Annotated in this window: 22 protein-coding genes; all 22 read left to right on the top strand. The window is 58.0% G+C overall.

The features are described from left to right. The coding region (locus G467_RS18260) for a hypothetical protein (RefSeq protein WP_211214066.1) at positions 1 to 268 on the top strand (268 nt) is incomplete at its 5' end. Between the two features lie 757 nt (positions 269 to 1,025). After that, positions 1,026 to 1,511: a hypothetical protein gene (locus G467_RS0111945; protein ID WP_026802635.1), complete on the top strand. Its 486-nt coding sequence runs from the start codon at positions 1,026 to 1,028 to the stop codon at positions 1,509 to 1,511. An 833-nt stretch (positions 1,512 to 2,344) separates the two neighbouring features. Next, positions 2,345 to 2,728: a DUF6869 domain-containing protein gene (locus G467_RS0111950; RefSeq protein ID WP_022969975.1), complete on the top strand. Its 384-nt coding sequence runs from the start codon at positions 2,345 to 2,347 to the stop codon at positions 2,726 to 2,728. Positions 2,729 to 3,793: 1,065 nt separating this feature from the next. Then, a complete protein-coding gene (locus tag G467_RS18080; protein ID WP_155844893.1) occupies positions 3,794 to 4,090 on the top strand; it encodes a hypothetical protein in 297 nt (98 codons plus the stop codon). Positions 4,091 to 5,134: 1,044 nt separating this feature from the next. Beyond that, on the top strand, positions 5,135 to 5,476 hold the full coding sequence (locus G467_RS0111960; protein ID WP_026802636.1) for a hypothetical protein: 342 nt from the start codon (positions 5,135 to 5,137) through the stop codon (positions 5,474 to 5,476). Between the two features lie 158 nt (positions 5,477 to 5,634). Then, the gene (locus G467_RS0111965; RefSeq protein ID WP_022969978.1) at positions 5,635 to 6,441 is read left to right on the top strand and encodes a hypothetical protein; all 807 of its coding nucleotides are present in this window, start codon (positions 5,635 to 5,637) and stop codon (positions 6,439 to 6,441) included. 673 nt (positions 6,442 to 7,114) lie between these two features. Beyond that, a complete protein-coding gene (locus G467_RS18085) occupies positions 7,115 to 7,546 on the top strand; it encodes a hypothetical protein (RefSeq protein ID WP_155844894.1) in 432 nt (143 codons plus the stop codon). A 79-nt stretch (positions 7,547 to 7,625) separates the two neighbouring features. Continuing rightward, entirely contained in the window at positions 7,626 to 7,991 is a 366-nt protein-coding gene (locus G467_RS0111980) for a hypothetical protein (RefSeq protein ID WP_022969981.1), read from the top strand. Between the two features lie 129 nt (positions 7,992 to 8,120). After that, on the top strand, positions 8,121 to 8,723 hold the full coding sequence (locus G467_RS0111985) for a DUF6151 family protein (RefSeq protein WP_022969982.1): 603 nt from the start codon (positions 8,121 to 8,123) through the stop codon (positions 8,721 to 8,723). Positions 8,724 to 8,815: 92 nt separating this feature from the next. Then, on the top strand, positions 8,816 to 9,376 hold the full coding sequence (locus G467_RS0111990; protein WP_022969983.1) for a hypothetical protein: 561 nt from the start codon (positions 8,816 to 8,818) through the stop codon (positions 9,374 to 9,376). Positions 9,377 to 9,466: 90 nt separating this feature from the next. Continuing rightward, positions 9,467 to 9,838, top strand: coding sequence for a hypothetical protein (locus G467_RS0111995; protein WP_022969984.1), 372 nt, complete (start codon positions 9,467 to 9,469; stop codon positions 9,836 to 9,838). Between the two features lie 178 nt (positions 9,839 to 10,016). Then, positions 10,017 to 11,132 carry an alpha/beta hydrolase gene (locus tag G467_RS17875; protein ID WP_081644677.1) on the top strand — a complete coding sequence of 372 codons (1,116 nt, stop codon included), beginning with the start codon at positions 10,017 to 10,019 and terminating at the stop codon, positions 11,130 to 11,132. Between the two features lie 148 nt (positions 11,133 to 11,280). Next, entirely contained in the window at positions 11,281 to 11,499 is a 219-nt protein-coding gene (locus tag G467_RS0112005; RefSeq protein ID WP_022969986.1) for a hypothetical protein, read from the top strand. Between the two features lie 28 nt (positions 11,500 to 11,527). After that, positions 11,528 to 12,133 (top strand): GNAT family N-acetyltransferase, encoded by a 606-nt coding sequence (locus G467_RS17605; RefSeq protein ID WP_022969987.1) that lies wholly within the window; start codon positions 11,528 to 11,530, stop codon positions 12,131 to 12,133. An 81-nt stretch (positions 12,134 to 12,214) separates the two neighbouring features. Then, a complete protein-coding gene (locus tag G467_RS0112015) occupies positions 12,215 to 12,538 on the top strand; it encodes a DHCW motif cupin fold protein (RefSeq protein ID WP_245559075.1) in 324 nt (107 codons plus the stop codon). Positions 12,539 to 12,608: 70 nt separating this feature from the next. Further along, positions 12,609 to 12,998 (top strand): VOC family protein, encoded by a 390-nt coding sequence (locus G467_RS0112020; RefSeq protein WP_022969989.1) that lies wholly within the window; start codon positions 12,609 to 12,611, stop codon positions 12,996 to 12,998. A 438-nt stretch (positions 12,999 to 13,436) separates the two neighbouring features. Beyond that, positions 13,437 to 13,847 carry a nuclear transport factor 2 family protein gene (locus tag G467_RS0112030; RefSeq protein ID WP_022969990.1) on the top strand — a complete coding sequence of 137 codons (411 nt, stop codon included), beginning with the start codon at positions 13,437 to 13,439 and terminating at the stop codon, positions 13,845 to 13,847. Continuing rightward, on the top strand, positions 13,844 to 14,272 hold the full coding sequence (locus G467_RS0112035) for a DUF1801 domain-containing protein (protein ID WP_022969991.1): 429 nt from the start codon (positions 13,844 to 13,846) through the stop codon (positions 14,270 to 14,272). The genes G467_RS0112030 and G467_RS0112035 overlap by 4 nt, the downstream gene beginning before the upstream one ends. An 18-nt stretch (positions 14,273 to 14,290) precedes the next feature. Further along, a complete protein-coding gene (locus G467_RS0112040; RefSeq protein ID WP_022969992.1) occupies positions 14,291 to 14,908 on the top strand; it encodes a DUF4124 domain-containing protein in 618 nt (205 codons plus the stop codon). Positions 14,909 to 14,943: 35 nt separating this feature from the next. Further along, entirely contained in the window at positions 14,944 to 15,204 is a 261-nt protein-coding gene (locus tag G467_RS16655; protein WP_022969993.1) for a hypothetical protein, read from the top strand. 34 nt (positions 15,205 to 15,238) lie between these two features. Next, positions 15,239 to 15,682, top strand: a complete 444-nt coding sequence (locus G467_RS0112050) for a DUF4231 domain-containing protein (protein ID WP_022969994.1) — start codon at positions 15,239 to 15,241, stop codon at positions 15,680 to 15,682. A gap of 16 nt (positions 15,683 to 15,698) precedes the next feature. Next, positions 15,699 to 16,178 carry a hypothetical protein gene (locus tag G467_RS0112055; protein ID WP_026802637.1) on the top strand — a complete coding sequence of 160 codons (480 nt, stop codon included), beginning with the start codon at positions 15,699 to 15,701 and terminating at the stop codon, positions 16,176 to 16,178. Positions 16,179 to 16,275 lie beyond the last annotated feature (97 nt).

The raw sequence follows: 16,275 nt of genomic DNA on the forward strand, positions 1-16,275 counted from the left end.
AGAATCAGTTGGTGCCCGGGCCTTGGTAGCTCAAGGCATCGCGCTGATTCCGGCCCTCTTTTTAATTTCCTACAACAACGGCCCTATTGGTTGGCTCTTGCTAGCGCTTTCATTTGCCTCTGGGGCAGTCGCATTTGTGTCAGGCGTCTGGAATTGCATTTCATCCCGGTCGTTTGGCGGGGCCGGGCTATCCGCTGCAGCTCTTTTTATCGGCTTCTTCTCATTCCTAATCGGGGCTACTCTTGCTTTCAAAGTTGTCACAAAGTAGCGTCGTGCCTAACAATTCATTCCAGCGGAACAACACGGCTTGCAGCCGCGTTGTCCGCTAAATTCAGGCGTTAGGCCTTTGAGAAGAGTGGCAATCTACTGTTGGTCGATCTCTGCAGGAACTATTGGCTTTTTTATTGGGCTAGCGTTTCTTGGCAGCTATCATACTTTTGAGAATTGGCAAGTTGGCCTAGGCGGCTTCATAACCGCACTAGTTCTGGCAATTCCCGTGGCCATGGCCGTTTCTTTTTCTGCCAGAAAGCTCTCAACTTTCTGGCTTCGCTTGCTTGGCACCATTGGGGCGCTGCTCCTTTTAACCACGCAGGTCATGTTCTGGCAGACAGTAGTTCACTAGGCCAATCCATTTGCAGCGTACTGGCCTAACAATTCATTCCAGCGGAACAAAACGGCGAGCCGTTTTGTCCGCTAAATTCAGGCGTTAGGCCACAATGATTTCAGCACTTTCTCGCATCCCAGATTCTTATTCGAGGCCAAAAGCGCTCGCGCTCTTGTCTTGGATTGCGGGAATCCCTGGAGCGCTGATAGCTTGCGCAGGCATCGCTCTCCACTCCAACATGGTATTCCTAGTCGGCTTCTGGCTGGTCGGTCTAGCAGGTTCGGCGTTCTTCGTGTTTTTTGGCTGGGGCGTATGGGAATTTGTTACTGGCCGTCGCACTCCTTGGCGGCGGCCTAACTAGTCATTCAAGCCGACGCCTTCGGCGCGGCTTAACTCAGGCGTTAGGCCCTAGGAGCAAAGCATGTCCGCGACGGCAAAAATGTACGTCCTCGAAGAACACCATATTCCTGCCTTAGTCGCCTCTGCTCGCCCGGTAAAGCGATTCTTCTTGGCTCCGAAGGACGGATTCGTTGAACTACTTTCGGCCAATGCATTGGCCATTCCGTTCGACGCCGGATCCGGCTATATCTTTGCAACCCTGCTCCCGTTCCTCCAGACTCAGGGTGTTGATTTGTTGGGCGGAGCTTGGCGTTCCATTGCTGAGAATATTCAATCCGAGCGACGAGGCCTGCTCTACTTCTTTCTCACTCCTGAGCATCATTCGGCTCTGACAAGCTCAAGCCTTATACGCGAGGCATCAGCCGATTCCATGGCAGCGTTCTACTTTGACTTCAATGAATCGGACGATGCCAATGCAGGTCAGGAAATGGCCTTGGCGCTAGAATTCTTGATTTCAGCTGCCAGTCGAGTTACCAGCGGCAAGCTTGGCTTAGTTGCCATCAACTGATTGCGGCCTAACAATTCGTTCAAGGGGACCGCCCACCGCGGGGCGCGGTCAAAGCGTCATTGCATTATGCTTTGCTCGCGCCCCGCGGTGGGCGGCCCCTTAACTCAAGCGTTAGGCGCGAAAACAAATGCGAGCAGTGAACAGAATTCGGAGATGGGCAAATAGAGACGACGGACGGATATTTCGGGTTGGAAATGATTCCGTCAGCCTCGTTGCTGTTTTTGGGCTGCTCTTTCTCGTGGGCGCCCTCACTCTTTGGCAAGTTCACACTCAGATTGGCATGAGCGGCGTCTGGGCTGTCATTGTCGGCATTGTGGCCGCTTTGGTTTTCTTAATTGGGCTCGCGTTCAAAAAATGATCGCGGTAGCGCCTAACAAGTCATTGCAGCGGACGGCCGACGTCTGCCCGATTTCATTCAATGCTGCGGCGCGGCCGCCGCTAAATTCAGGCGTTAGGCGCCAAAAGCATTTTCCATGCGAATCAAGATTCTTCTCGCGGCAACACTGCTACTGGCAATTGGCCTGCTCTACTTCCCTGTCCGGTTCGCGCTCACGTTTGAGCTCTTCGGCAACGCAGTGCGGTCTCCCACTGCCGGCTGGCTCGGCCCTACTCCACGGAATGCTGGCAATTGCGCGTTGGATATCGGCAAGGTTAACTCCTGGCGGTGCGCAGACACCTCTGTGTTTTCAGAGCATCGCTATGGCTGTCAGTTGTGGCTTCGGGCTTTCGGCTACAGTGGCGCCTAACAAGTCATTCCAGCGGACGGCCGACGTTATGCTGATTTCAATCCACTGCTGCGGCGCGGCCGCCGCTAAATTCAGGCGTTAGGCGACATGAGCGAGCGCTCCACCGAAATTGAAGCCTGGGCAATGGCTTACATTGAGCTCTACGAAAGCGGGGCCCCGGTAAACGAGAAGCACGCGCTTTGGTGGGCCGCGGAGCAGTTCATGTTGCCCGAGGACGAGGCTGCCGCCGAGAAGTCTTGGGAGACAATTCTTGCAATAGTCGCTAGGAATCCATCGGGTACTGTGCTGAGCGTTCTAGCGGCCGGCCCGTTGGAAGACCTAATTCACTATTTTGGCCCCCTATTTGTCTCGCGAATTGAGCAACAGGCGCGAAGTGACCAAACATTCCGAGATCTGTTGGGCGGCGTATGGGAGTCTGGCCAGCCTGATATTTGGAAGCGCGTCGCAGCTTCGCGCGGACCGATTTGGTAGTGTCGCCTAACAATTCGTTCCAGCGGACGGCCGGGTGCGAGTTCGGCCGATCCAACCGTTCGCGGCCGGCCGCCGCTGAATTCAGGCGTTAGGCCTCAATAACCATGTACCCTGCGTACTTTGAAGACAGGTGGGCCGAGCTTCGCCGTCGGAAGCGCATTGAGCGCACTGGGTGGCTGGCCACCGCCTTACTTGGAGTTGGCGGCGGCTACATATCTGGCTTCCTTGAGGCATCTTGGGTCTTCTACGTTTTGGCCGGGCTGGGCGCACTCATCTTCATCGCTGTGTCCAACTACCGTCTTGCATTTCGCTGTCCCGGATGTGACAACCACTTCTTCTACTCCACTTTTTGGAGCAACCCGTGGTCTCGAAAATGTGCTCATTGCGGCCGGCATGTAGGCTGCTCGGCCTAACTAGTCATTCAAGCCGACGCCTTCGGCGCGGCTTAACTTAGGCGTTAGCCCCCATGTCCGACCAAAAGATGTCGCGCCCATCGCGGTACAAAGGCCACTTGTTTGTCGCGACGTCTGATCAGGTAGCAGCGATGGATCTTCTGGTCGGTCCAACGAAGCCGATGACTCCCCCAGCTACAACGCGAAGACAAGTTCCCTTCCGGGAGTGCTCCATTCCCGAAACGTATCCTCCAAATCTATTCAACGTCATGATCTCAGCCGTCATAAAAGACCCTGATTGCCAAAAGCTCAAAATGGTTAGGGAACAGGCTCAATTTGCTGTGTACATGTTTCCCAAAGAGGCGACCGATCTACTGTCCGCGTTAACGCCGAGCAGGGCAGACTTCACACGCCAAGAAGTGTTGGACATCACAAACCGAATGGCCCAGCACCCTGATGTTCAAGAGTCCTACGAGCCAACTGGTATTTCAACGGCGCTCCTTATTGTTCGTGGCCACGCATTGAAGGCCGTTCCCAGGCCTGGGCCGCTAGAAATGTATTATTGGTGCTCCAATGGGGGCTAACAATTCGTTCCAGCGGACGGCCGAGTGCTTGCTGGTTTCAAGCAACTGCCGCGGCGCGGCCGCCGCTGAATTCAGGCGTTAGGCCCTCAATGGAAAATCGGCAGAATATTGTTCCAAAGGCAGCACTGGCCATTACAGTTGGTTTCTTCTTCTACGCTTGGCTGACCGTTCCGAACAATACTGAGGGCAGTCCAGTTGCAGTTCTTGGCTGGGCAGGCGCGGCTTTCCTATACGCGGCAATTCTCGCTACCTTTGCAACTATGTTCGTCGCCGCCCGCCGCGCATATCATGCAGACAGCTGGCCCTGGGTTCTTGTCGTCATACTTTTCTGGCCGCTGAGCTATGTCTACGCGCTCGCGGTCAACCGCGGCGAGCAACGGGCCTAACAATTCATTCCAGCGGACGGCCGACGTCTGGCCGATTTCAATTCACTGCTGCGGCGCGGCCGCCGCTAAATTCAGGCGTTAGGCGTCATGAATCGACATCAGCCACCTGACGATGGGATATTTAGTTGGCTCGGCTTGGCTGCGTCGTGCTATGGGATGGGTGCGGCGCTAAGCAATTCACTAGCAACATTTGGGGTGACCGATTTTCCCGGCGATCACAGAGGAGAATGGGGTCTGGTAGTGACTCCGCTGCTTTCAATTGTCTCAGGATGCGCACTTCTCCTTTTCTATCGGTCGCTTGTAAAAAAACACTATTCGCGCCGGCTCGTCTGTTCTGTTTCCTTTATCGGCGTTGCTGCTTCCGCAATCTATCTAACCTGGCGATTTGCAAATGCCGCCTAACAAGTCATTCCAGCGGACGGCCGACGTCTTGCTGGTTTCAATCCACTGCTGCGGCGCGGACGCCGCTGAATTCAGGCGTTAGGCCTGGTCGGGCCCGGTCAATTTGAAAGCCATTCTTCAACAAATTCTTCAGTCGGCTTTCGCAGTTTCTGTAGCCTTTGCTGCCTTTATGCTCGCTCTGGTCGCAGCAATCTTAACCAGGATGTGGTGGCATCAATCCTGCCTCGGCCAGAGCAATGACAGCTCGTATTTGTGCCACTGGGCATTTGCTGCTTCCGACTGGTACTGGCGTTATTGGGTCTTCTTGTTCATCGCCTCTCTCCCAGCTGCGATTTGGTATGGCTTTCACAAGAAAGCCTAACAACTCATTCCAGCGGAAGAACGCGCCTTGCAGCCGCGTTGTCCGTTGAATCCAGGCGTTTGGCCGCACGCATCCTCGCCAAAAGCACCACAACAATATTTATAACCGTAAAAGCGCGGACTCTCGACCGGCGTTTGTGCTCGCCTGGCGCTTCCCTCTCCGTTAAGCTATCGATGTGCAGGAGGGTCGTTCGTTAGCCCTCCGCTCCCATCCTGAACAAGCCGCTTTTATCCTGCTCGTTCGTCAACAACCAGGCCTTCGTTGGCATGTGGAGACTCCCTGTGTTCCCAAAGGATGAAGAGCTTCCCACTTGGTTGCACTCTGCCCTACTTGCCATCGTGGTGGCGCCTTTCTCTGGCTTCCTACTGTTTCACGGTGTGCGCGCCATCTTCCGCGCACATCTGCCTGAAATCGAGGGACCTGACTTTGGCATCTACCTGGTCAGGGCGCCTCTTTTCGGCTCCCGCGCCGTGGTCGCAGGCATCGGACTTTTGTTCCTGTCATCTTCGTTTCTTGGCCTGGCCTACGCATACTCCAGATTCAGCCGTGATCATTGGCCAGGCAAGGTCTTGCCTTGGGTGCTGCTGGCAATCGGGCTGGGAATGCTAGTCGCCGTTCAATGAATCGACACCACCTAACCATTCGTTCAAGCTGAGATCGCTCTAAGGAATTCAGGCGTTACGCCTCGCGACCGCCCGTAGTGCATGCTAGCTGTTCGAATATCGATGCAACCCACTAGTCAGCTGTCCATCTCTTTGATCCGGTGCGCTCAGAGGAATGCATGAACAAGCCCTACTCGCTCGAACTTTTCTTTCTTTGCCTGGTTATGCTGATCAGCCTAGTCGGCTTCTCAAGCCTGTTTGTTGGCAGTGACGCCAGTATCACGGCGTACCATGTTGTGCATGTCATCACCATTCTGGGATGGCTCACACTCTTGGCGATTCAGCTATTTCTCATTCGGCAGGGCCGCTTCGACAGCCACCGCATCGTGGGCAAGACCATCTTCGTCGCCGGCCCGGTGCTGGTGGCTACCTTGACGTTTCTGACCGTCCACTCGGCAGCCAAGGATGCGGCGCTGGGTCGAGCTGACTTTATGGTGGTCCAGAACGTCATGGTCACGCTGGAGGTGGCGCTACTGGTACTTCTAGCATTCGCCCTGAGACGGAACCGCCGCATTCACGGTGCCTTGCTCCTGAGCACGGGCTTGCTGTTCATGGAGATTGCACTTTTTTTTGCCCTTATCAGCTATGCCCCCGGGTTCCGCGCATCAGGGCCAGGCGCTCCACCTAGTTTTGCGGCGGCCGGTCAGACCATCACCTGGGTCGGCGGCGGTGTCGCGCTGCTGTTTTTCTTCAGGAACTGGCGCATCGGCTGGCCGTGGCTGCTCGCAGGATCGTTCGCCTTTGTAAACGGACTTCTGCAGATGCTCTTGGCACGGTCCGAAGGCACCAAACCGCTGACCCTACTCGTCGCTTCCATCGGCAGACCGTCCGCCTTCGCCCTGGGCCTGCTGGTCTTCGCAGTACTGCTTTGGCTGGCATGGATCGCCGCCTCCCCAAAGCGGAGCCTGACTGCTCGCCCTGGTTGACTCCTTCATGGATACCCCGGCCCCAATTGGTTTCTTTGTGTCAATGTAAAGTAGGGTCCAACAAGTCATTCCAGCAGACGGCCGACGTCTGCCCGATTTCAATCCACTGCTGCAGCGCGACTGCCGCCACATTCAGGCGTTAGAGGCATTGAAGAACTGCCCACACTGCGACGAACCTGCCTTCCCGACGTGGCGCCTATGCATCGCACCCGGCCTTCTTTATTGCCGACGATGTCATAAGAGAAGCACGCTGTTGGAGGCAAAGCCAACTGCAGCGCAAATTGTTTTTGCAATGACGGCAGTGACATTGTCGCTTTTCTTCGGGATTGCATTTCTTGGCACTCGTTTTGCCTGGGCTGCCTGGTTGGCGTTTTCCTTCGGCCTCTTATCAGTCTTGTATTTCGAGAAGCAGCGAACTCTGTCCGCCACCCTGGTTCAGTCCGCCGATTCGTTGCCCGCCATTCGTACGGCGATGGCATCAATCCCCCTATCCTTTTGGCTGCGAATGCTGCTTTTCATGGTTGCAATACCTGCTTGGTTATACTTGGTGGCGCATGCAGCCCTGACATTCCATAGATGGCTCTAACGTTCGTTCAACCCGACCGCCGGAGTCGGACTAGTTGTTTCCCATTGACTCGGGCCGGCGACGGGTTATTTCAGGCGTTAGGCCACTATGCGAAAATTTCTTGGACGACTGTTTTCCAACTCAAAAGCGCACCTTTTGAGCGTCGCTGCCATTCTTCAATTCCCCGATGATGTCCAACGCCAGATGCGCAAGGCCAACGACGAGGAGTGTGAAAGCATCTTGCTGTCCCAAGCAGAAGGACGCCATGGCGGCCCCGTTGACTGGCGCGGCACTGCGGAAGACGTCTATGCGGTTGTCAGCCCCTGCCTCGCTGATGCGGAGCGCGCGCTCATGCCCCCGCTGTCTGGCCTTCCGGCTCAATCACCCGCGCAGATCGTTGCCGCCCTGGATGCACATCTTCTTCAAGGCCCGCGGGCACTGCGTGCACTCGAATCTTTCGGCGACTTCGTTATCGTGCTATTGGTTCCACGGCAGAAACTCCAAGAGTTTGATGATTCAGTAGGGTCATGGCTCGCGTAACCGGGACGCGGCCCAACCATTCACTCAAGCGGCAGCCGCTGCGCGGCCCGGCTTAATTCAGGCGATAGGCAGCAAAGCCATGTCACATCTGATCCTGCTAGCAGCTCTCCTCATCTACGCCGTCGGCCTCCTATACCTGTTCCGCCGCTTCGGCATTGGTCTTGCCATGTCGCTGGCGTCGGGTGTGGCTACGGTGGCTTTTGCCTGGGGCGCCCTGTATTTGGTGTACGCCTCTGACGTGCTGTATGCGCTTGGGGTCGCTGATATGCCGGCCGCCGTTCTTGCCACGGATGCTCGCTTTGGCTGGCTCCTGCGCTACATCGCCGTGAATGGCTGGATTGTTGGCATCGTGTATTTCGTGCCCATTTGGCTAGCGGCTGCGCTCATCCAGCTGCTGCGTCCAAACAACGCGTTCCGGTCGACCGCCGGGCTCGGTCGGCCTTGACTCGAAAGGCGAGCCATTACTCCCGGCGGATGGCCGCCGGCTTGCTGATTTGAGTCCGCGGCTGCGGCCACGCCGCCGCGATATTCTGGCGTTGGACGGCAATAGCAAGCATTGATAGCCTAACGGGCCATGACGACCACTCACCCCATCCGCTGCCGTTGCGGCGCATTCGAAGCGGCGGTGGACCGCCCTGACCTCGGCACGCGGGCTGTCTGCTATTGCCACGATTGCCAATCGTTTGCGCACTTCCTTGGACTCCCCGATGGGATGCTGGACAGCCTCGGAGGAACCGATATCGTCGCGGTCCGGCCAAGGCACGTCACGCTCTTGCGCGGAGTCGAGAATCTGACTTGCATGTCACTGTCGCCGAAGGGCACGCTTCGCTGGTACACAAGCTGTTGCCGTACCCCGATCGGAAACACGCCACGCGACTATCGACAGTCACATATCGGCCTGGTCCATACCTGCCTCGAACGCGGCGAAGCCAGCTTGGACGAATCCTTCGGACCGATACGCATGCGCGTCAACGTGCAAGGTGCCAAGGCTCCGCCACCGAAAGGTTCACGGATTGGCTTTGTCTTTGCCGTGCTGCGCTACCTGGCATCGATGACCTGGTCTCGCCTGAGCGGAAAATACCGGCTCAATCCGTTCTTCAAGCCCGACGGCAGCCCGAGTGCGGAGCCGCTCGTGCTCAGCCCCGGCCAGCGCACGACGCTGCGTAGTGATGTCTAGCCCCTCGCCAGAGTGGATCTGCACCCGCGGGGACCGCTTGGTTGGAACGTCTCTCATTACAGGGCAGCACGCCTGATCGCAGGGCCATTGAGATGCCGTCTTCCTACCTTTATTGGCTGATCATCGGGTGCGAAGTTTCATTTTGGCTGGTGCTCTTTTCGGGTCTTGCTGCGCGCTATCTGCTGCAGCACAGAAAGCTCAGTCACATTCTTCTGCTCGCCTTGCCCGCAATAGATTTGTCTCTGCTTGCATTCACTGCCATTGATCTGGGCTCGGGCACTCCTGCGAGCTTTGCGCATGGCCTGGCTGCTGCCTATGTGGGCTTCACGGTTGCTTTTGGGGGTATTGCCGTCTCCTGGGCGGACCAGCGTTTTGCGCACCGGTTTGCCAATGGGCCGGTTCCATCCAAGGCACCCACGCGTGGTTGGCCAGCGCTTCGTTATGAGTTGTTGCTGTGGTTTCGCTGCCTCGTCGCGGTAGCGATCACCCTGGTTTTACTTGCTGGCTTGATAGCCTTCGTCAACAATGAGCCTGCTACTGAAGCACTGAAGGAGTGGTTTGGAATCGCCATCGGCTGTGCAATCCTCTGGTTCCTCTTCGGCCCCGTGTGGGCACTGGTCTTCTCGTCTTGGCGCCGCCAGCCTGAGGGCTGACCACGCGCTTCAGAGGCCCTCCGTGGGACCAGCGGATTCAACCCGGTTATCATTGGGTGCGGAAGTTCCGCGTCTTGGGTGTCAGGTGCCATGAAGGTCCTGTACGAGTATCCATTTACCAAGCTGGGACTGCCTCCCGACGAGACCATTGTTTGGTCGGCGATGGACCGCACTTTCCATCGGGGCGGCGACTACGCACTGCTGGTCACCAATAGGGCTCTGTACTTGTACTCTCCATTCTGGATGTGGTTTTCCCGCTGGCGCCGGCTGGAATTTTCCGAGATTGAAGAGGTAGCGTTTCGTGATTCGAGATGGCGCCCCCAATTGCAGATTCGTCTGACCAACGGCAGGGCTACGCTCAGTACGCCGCCAGGCAGGAAAGATGAGATGGACTACGACCGAAGCAATCTGGCTCAAGCGGCGAATGTGGTGGCAAGGCAAATGCAGCAGACGCTGTCCTGATTTTTTTGCCAAGTCGCTCATTCATGCCGACGGCAGGGAATGGGCCCGATCACCAGCAAGCAATCACTTCCGGGAGCCATCATGAACCGCTCAAAGTCCTTGCTCCCCATGGCAGCGCTTTTATTTGTGATTGGCGCTTCTGGCCTATCTCACTACTCTGGCAATGTGAGGTTGCTTAATGTCGTCGGCCTGTCCGGCGCTGGATTTGCCATCGGCGTTGGGTTCGTTTTTCTCATACTGCAGTTTTCGAACAGAACCAGGCCGTAAGGAAGCGACGCCGGTGCACCCCTATCGTCTTGCCCTATTGAATGCCGTCTTTGCGTTGGCGATTTCGCCCGCGGCGCTTGCGTCAAGCAGCGGATGGCCTTTGGCACAAAGCCCCGCAGGCGCGTCTCAGCAGGCGCCCGCATCCGCGAATTCCCTGCCTGCAATGCGTTACACGCAGGAAGTGCCGTTGTGGCCCGAAGGCTCTAAAGTTCTGCTGGACGGAATCAGGGAACTCGCTGCCGAAAAATCACCTATCACGCGTCCGACATTTCTGCTTTATCGCCCGCGAGGAAAATCGACTCGATCTGCCGTCCTCGTCTTTGCGGGAGGCGGATACAAAGCCCTGGCGATTGGGCCACAAAGCACGATTGGATTGTACGGTGCGGATGTATGCAAATGGTTGACCGACGCCGGCGTCACCTGCGTTCTTGTGAAGTATCGCGTTCCCAATACTGGCTGCCATTGGAATGAAGTCACCCGCCGGCATGAGACCCCTCGCATTCCCATGGCCCTGCAAGACGCTCAAAGAGCGATTTCCATCGTGCGGTACAACGCAGCCAGATACGGTATTGATCCGAACAAGATTGGCGTCATGGGGTTTTCAGCCGGAGGAAATCTGGCGGTGCTTTCCAGCACGGCTTTCAACAAGCGATCTTATGCTCCGATTGATCGCATCGATCAAATCAGCAGCCGTCCCGACTTCGCGATTCCTGTTTATCCGGGGCACATGACGATGGAGCACAAGAACAAGACTCCAAAAGCAGTCGCCGCCCAAGAGTTGAATACCGACATCGAGATTTCAACTGAAATACCACCCACGCTTCTCATACACGCAAAAGATGACCCGGTAGATCCGGTTCATTATTCGGAAGTTTATGCGAGAGAGTTGAAGAAGGCTGGCGTCAGCGTGGACCTCATCATCTATCCAACCGGCGGACATGCTTTTGGGGTCAAGAAGCAGGGGAAGGCTACTGATCGATGGACGGATGATGCGCTCGCGTGGCTTAGGGCAATCAAAATGCTGTGACAGGGCAATTTCCAGTATAAGTTCACCTGCGTGCGCGCCCAACCACACGCCTGTTGCGACGTCCGTGTAAGACCAGTTTCCGCGTCTCATACCCGGTGCATCAGCACTTTATTGCGATTTTTTGCCCCCCCTTTGCGAAGAAGACCCCATGAACAACGAAGACCAGGTCGTCGCTGTGCTGAATCAAATTCTTGAAGTACAGCGCCAGACACTTGCCAACCAGCAGCAGGCCATTGCGCAACAACAAGTCGCCATTCAACGCCAGGCGACACACCTTCGCCTCTATAAAGCCGTCCTGATCGTGTCTGCTCCGGTCATTGCCTATTTCGTCTACACGTTTGTCATGCTGCTTCCGTCATCGCACTGAGCGACGGCCAAACCAGGGATCAGGCGCCATGCAAATCACCGCTGCCCAGCCCGCCGACCTCGAGCAGACCGTGAACTGCCTGGCCGCCGCATTCGCGGAGGACCCGATTACGGGATTCCTCTTGCAGACCGGCCCGAACTACCGAGAGCATTTGACGCGGTTCTTCTCGCTGCTGATGCGAGCCCGCATTGCGCTGGGCATGCCGGTGCTGATTGCGCGGGACCCCGGCGGCATTCATGGCGCGGCGATGGGGAATGCCGCCGCGCCGCCACCTTGGCCAGATGCGTTCGAGGAAGAATGGGGCGGCCTCGAGATGGCCATTCCCGGTTTCAATGATCGCTCGGCGATCTACGATGAGATCGCGCATCAAAGCAAGCCGGACGTGCCGCACTACTATCTTGGCGTGATCGGCATGGACCCGCGCATGCATGGCCTCGGCATCGGGACGCGGCTCCTCCAGTCGTTCTGCGACTTGTCGGCGTCTGACGAGAAATCCCGAGGTGTCTACCTGGAGACCGCGAACCCATCGAATGTCCGCTTCTACGAACGCGCCGGCTTTGCGGTGACCGGCCAGGGACGTCTTGGCAGCGCCAATCTATGGTGCATGTTCCTGCCCCATGAACAGCGCCGTTGAGCACGGTTTACACTCACGCAGTCAATCGCGGACGATAGCAAGCACGACAAGACTGCTCCCCGGAGAGAAGCCTCCATGCAAATGGCAAACATCCCCTTCGGAACCACCGATTGGTCGGCGATCGAGAAAACCGAGCGCCCGGGTGAGCGCGGCTCGGCTTTCTGGCGTACGCAACAGTTCGGCTCCGTTCGCGTTCGCATGGTCGACTACACGCCGGGCTATGTCGCCGATCATTGGTGCATCAAAGGCCATATCCTCCTGTGCCTTTCCGGCCGGCTCGACACCGAACTCGAAGATGGTCGCAAGTTCACGCTGACGCCGGGCATGTCTTACCAGGTCGCAGACAACGCGGAGCCACATCGCTCGTCCACTGAGTTGGGTGCGACGTTGTTTGTCGTTGATTGAGCAAGTGTTTGTCAGGAACACCCGAGCGCAGGAAGATTCCGAATTTCGATAACGCTGCTGGAGACTGCAAATGAGCACCCTTCCCGCTGGCACCGAATTCATGCGGCCGTTCCTGCCGGCGAAGGATTTTGAGTTGTCCAAGAAGTTCTACGAGGCGCTGGGCTTTGAGAAGCTGCTCGACGCCAGCGTGGCCATCTTCCGAATGGGGCGCGGCGAGTTCCTGCTCCAGCCCTACTATCAGAAGGACTGGGCCGAGAATTTCATGATGCAGCTCATGGTCGATGACCTCGACCTGTGGTGGCGCCACATTCAATCTCTGGACCTGGCGAGGCGCTTCGGCGTCGGTGCGCCCAAAGCCCCCGCCTTGCAGCCCTGGGGACTGCGCGTTGCCTATGTGACCGACCCCGCAGGCGTCTTGTGGCACGTGGCGCAACGGCGACCCGATGCCGATCACGATTGAGCCCAGCCAAATACGACGAACGAGACAGACGTTGGCCCTTACAAGCTGCGACGCGGCCGCCACCAAATTCAGCCCTTGGACCCGAACGGAGGCGACAGTGACGGCCTTCGTTGGACCAAGGCCGGCTCATGAGTGCCTTCTCCTTCTCCGAGTCCTGGGCGACGTGGGAGCGACATCCCGCCGGCGAAGAATTGGTCCTGCTGCTGTCGGCGGCGATGACGGTCGGGCTCGACGAATCCGGCCAGGAACACGCCATAGCACTGGATGAGCCAGGCGCGTATGTTCTGGTGCCGAGAAACCTCTGGCACACCGCCAGGACTACCGTCCCCCCCCCCCCACCGTGCTGTTTCTGACGCCCGGCGCCGGGACGGAGCATAGGGCGGTGGCGGCAAGCTGATTCCACCGTCATGCACCACACGCACCCAGGAAGGAGATCCCATGGCAACGCGAGAACAGGAAAACATCCAGCTAATCCGGGAATACCTGAAGGCGCTGGAATCGGCCGCGACAGGCGAGAACCTGGCCCGGTTCTTCACGACCGATGCGGTACAGGTGGAACTTCCGAATCGGCTCAACCCGCAGGGGGGCCGCAGTGATCTGGCCACGCTCTTGCGTCGCGCCGAGCTGGTTCCCAACCTCTTGCGATCCCAGAATTACGCTATTGTCTCCGAGCTGGCCGCAGGCGAGCACGTTGCCGTCGAGGCGACATGGTCGGCGACGCTTGCCACGGGCTTCGGGTCGGTCGCGGCAGGAACGGAAATGAGGGCACATTTCGCCATGTTTTTCCGGATCGAGAACGGTCGCATCCAGTCGCAACGCAACTACGATTGCTTCGAGCCTTGGACATGAGCGTCGCCGAGCAGATCAAGAACTATATCGCCGCGCAACCAGAGCCCAAGCGAAGCGATCTTCAGGCGCTTCACGACCTAGTTCTTGAGATCATGCCGAACGGCCGCCTATGGTTTCTTGACGGCAAGGATGAGAGCGGCAAGACGGTGGCCAACCCCAACATCGGCTATGGCGTTCAGACGATGCCCCTCGCCGGCGGCAAGAGCCGGGAGTTCTATCAGATCGGCACCAGTGCCAACACGACCGGCATCTCGGTCTACATCATGGGCTTGAAAGACAAGAAGGCCTTGGTCGAAAAATTCGGGAAGAAGATCGGCCAGGCCAGCGTCACCGGGTACTGCATCAAGTTCAAGGCCTTGCAGAACATCGATGTCGGTACCCTCGCCGATGCCATGCGCTATGGCATCGAACAGACGCGCCGCTGACGAGTCGTTCGCACGGTCATGACCCACGACCTCGCCTCTCTGTGCCTCGCCATCGCCGTCGGGTCTGATGCCGGCGATGATCCTCGGCCTGGCCACGGTCGCCATTCCGTTTCTGGCCTTTGGATTTTTGATGTGAAGTCCGCTTTGCTGCTGGTTGTCTGGCTCGGCTTCCTGTCCGGTGCGGCCCAGGCCGCCGACCTGTACAAGTGCAGCGTCGGTGGACACACGTCGTATCAGGACCGTCCGTGCGCGCCGGCGAGCCGTCAAACCCGCGTGGACACGCGCCCCGCGGGATCGATGGTCGGGTGCTACGTCGCGAAATTCTCGGCTTTCGACGGCGGGGGCAGCGGCAGGTCGGAGCGATTTGAAATCCGGGCCACGGCGCCCTCCGAATTCGAGCTGCGGATGCAAGGCGAAACCCTGCCCATGAAGACGGCGACACCCGAGGAGCTGCGTGACCTGTCCAAAGGGTTTCAGGTGCGCCTGCTCGACGGCGTCAGCATGAAATGGCCGGCGGGGACGCCCGATCAGAAGCCGGTCGGTGTCTATCGCGGGCGCGACAAGGACGGGAAGGAGCTGATCCTGGCTTTTTTCTTCCTGAGCAATGGCCCAGCGACCCGGGTCGCCTGTCACTGAGCGCAGTACTGTCTCACGGAGTACGAAACACCCTCATGCTCAAGATCATCGTGCTGGCGCTGCTGGTCATTCCGCCCTGGGTGGCGAGCGAATTCGATGCCCCGAAATGGGTCCTCATCGTCTCGGCCGCGCCGTTCTTTCTTTACGCGATGACCCTGGACGATCCGGACGAACACCTGCTCGGCGAAGCCTCGGGCGCTTTCCGCAAGGGCGCCCTGGTGGGACTGGGCATCGGCGGGCTGGTTCTGGGTATCGGTTTCTATATTCTCTGGAAGGCGCTGGTCACCGGTGCGTAAGCCATCAGCACCCCCACTGCAGGAGGACACGACGATGAGCAAAGAAGACTGCCTCGAACAGCAATTGGCCCATCACATCGCGTGGTTCGAAAGGGAATCCACGGCGCATAAGCGCCTGCATCGCCGACTGCGCTACATCGTCTTTTCGCTGACGGCCCTGTCCACGGCCCTCGCCGGACTGGCGTTGGCCATGCCCGAACTGCAACGGCCCAGCAATATCGCCATCGTGCTGACCACCGCCGCCGTCGGCCTGGTCACGTCGATCGAGGGCCTGCGCAAGCCCAGTGAACTTTGGCTACACGAGAGAACGCTTTATTACTCGCTAAAAGATCTGCAGCGCGACCTGCAGTTCCGTACGGCCGAAGGCAAGGACCCGAAGGTCGTCGAAGTCATTTTTGCGCAGATGCAGGATGTGCTCGGCTCGGCGCGCGATCGTTGGAGCCGACAGGTGTCGGGAAGTTCGAAACCCGAACCCTGACTTTCTTGGACCTATCATGGCCCCTGCGCCAAACACCGTTTCCACGCCGCCGATGCGAAACCCCGACGAATTCGTGTACGTCAACCAGGATGGCTCGGTTCGCGAACTGACGCCTGATGAGCGCCAATATTTAGCGGAAGACTTCGAACCCGGCGATGGTGCGCGTCCCTACATCAAATGTTTTTTCAGCAGTCGGAACGGCTGGGGCAGCCTGTCGGGATTTCTGCCGCGCAAGCGTGTTCCGCGCAAGCACCTGATCGAACCTGCCAATCCCGACTACCGGCCTGTGGAAGTCGATACGCTTCGCCAGCACATCGCGGACGGCCGGCTGGTCGGCGACCTCGTTACCGAGAACGTTGATGGCTCGGTCACTGTCGCACCCAACCCCCACATTTCGCGCCAGGAGCGGTTCGACCGGCTGCGCAAACTGCAACTGAGCCGCGAGCGGGAACGTGAGAAACTCGCCAGACATCCCGACACTGCTCGCGAGCCCTAGATGCGCGCGTCGGTCAGGCGGCGCGAATCGCTGCCGCCACGGATCACTGGATTTTCTGTTCGTTCTCGACACACCGCTTAACCCGCAAGGAGCCGTC

Origin of the sequence: Arenimonas oryziterrae DSM 21050 = YC6267 (assembly GCF_000420545.1) — a bacterium.
In the GTDB taxonomy this organism is placed as follows: Bacteria; Pseudomonadota; Gammaproteobacteria; order Xanthomonadales; family Xanthomonadaceae; genus Arenimonas; species Arenimonas oryziterrae.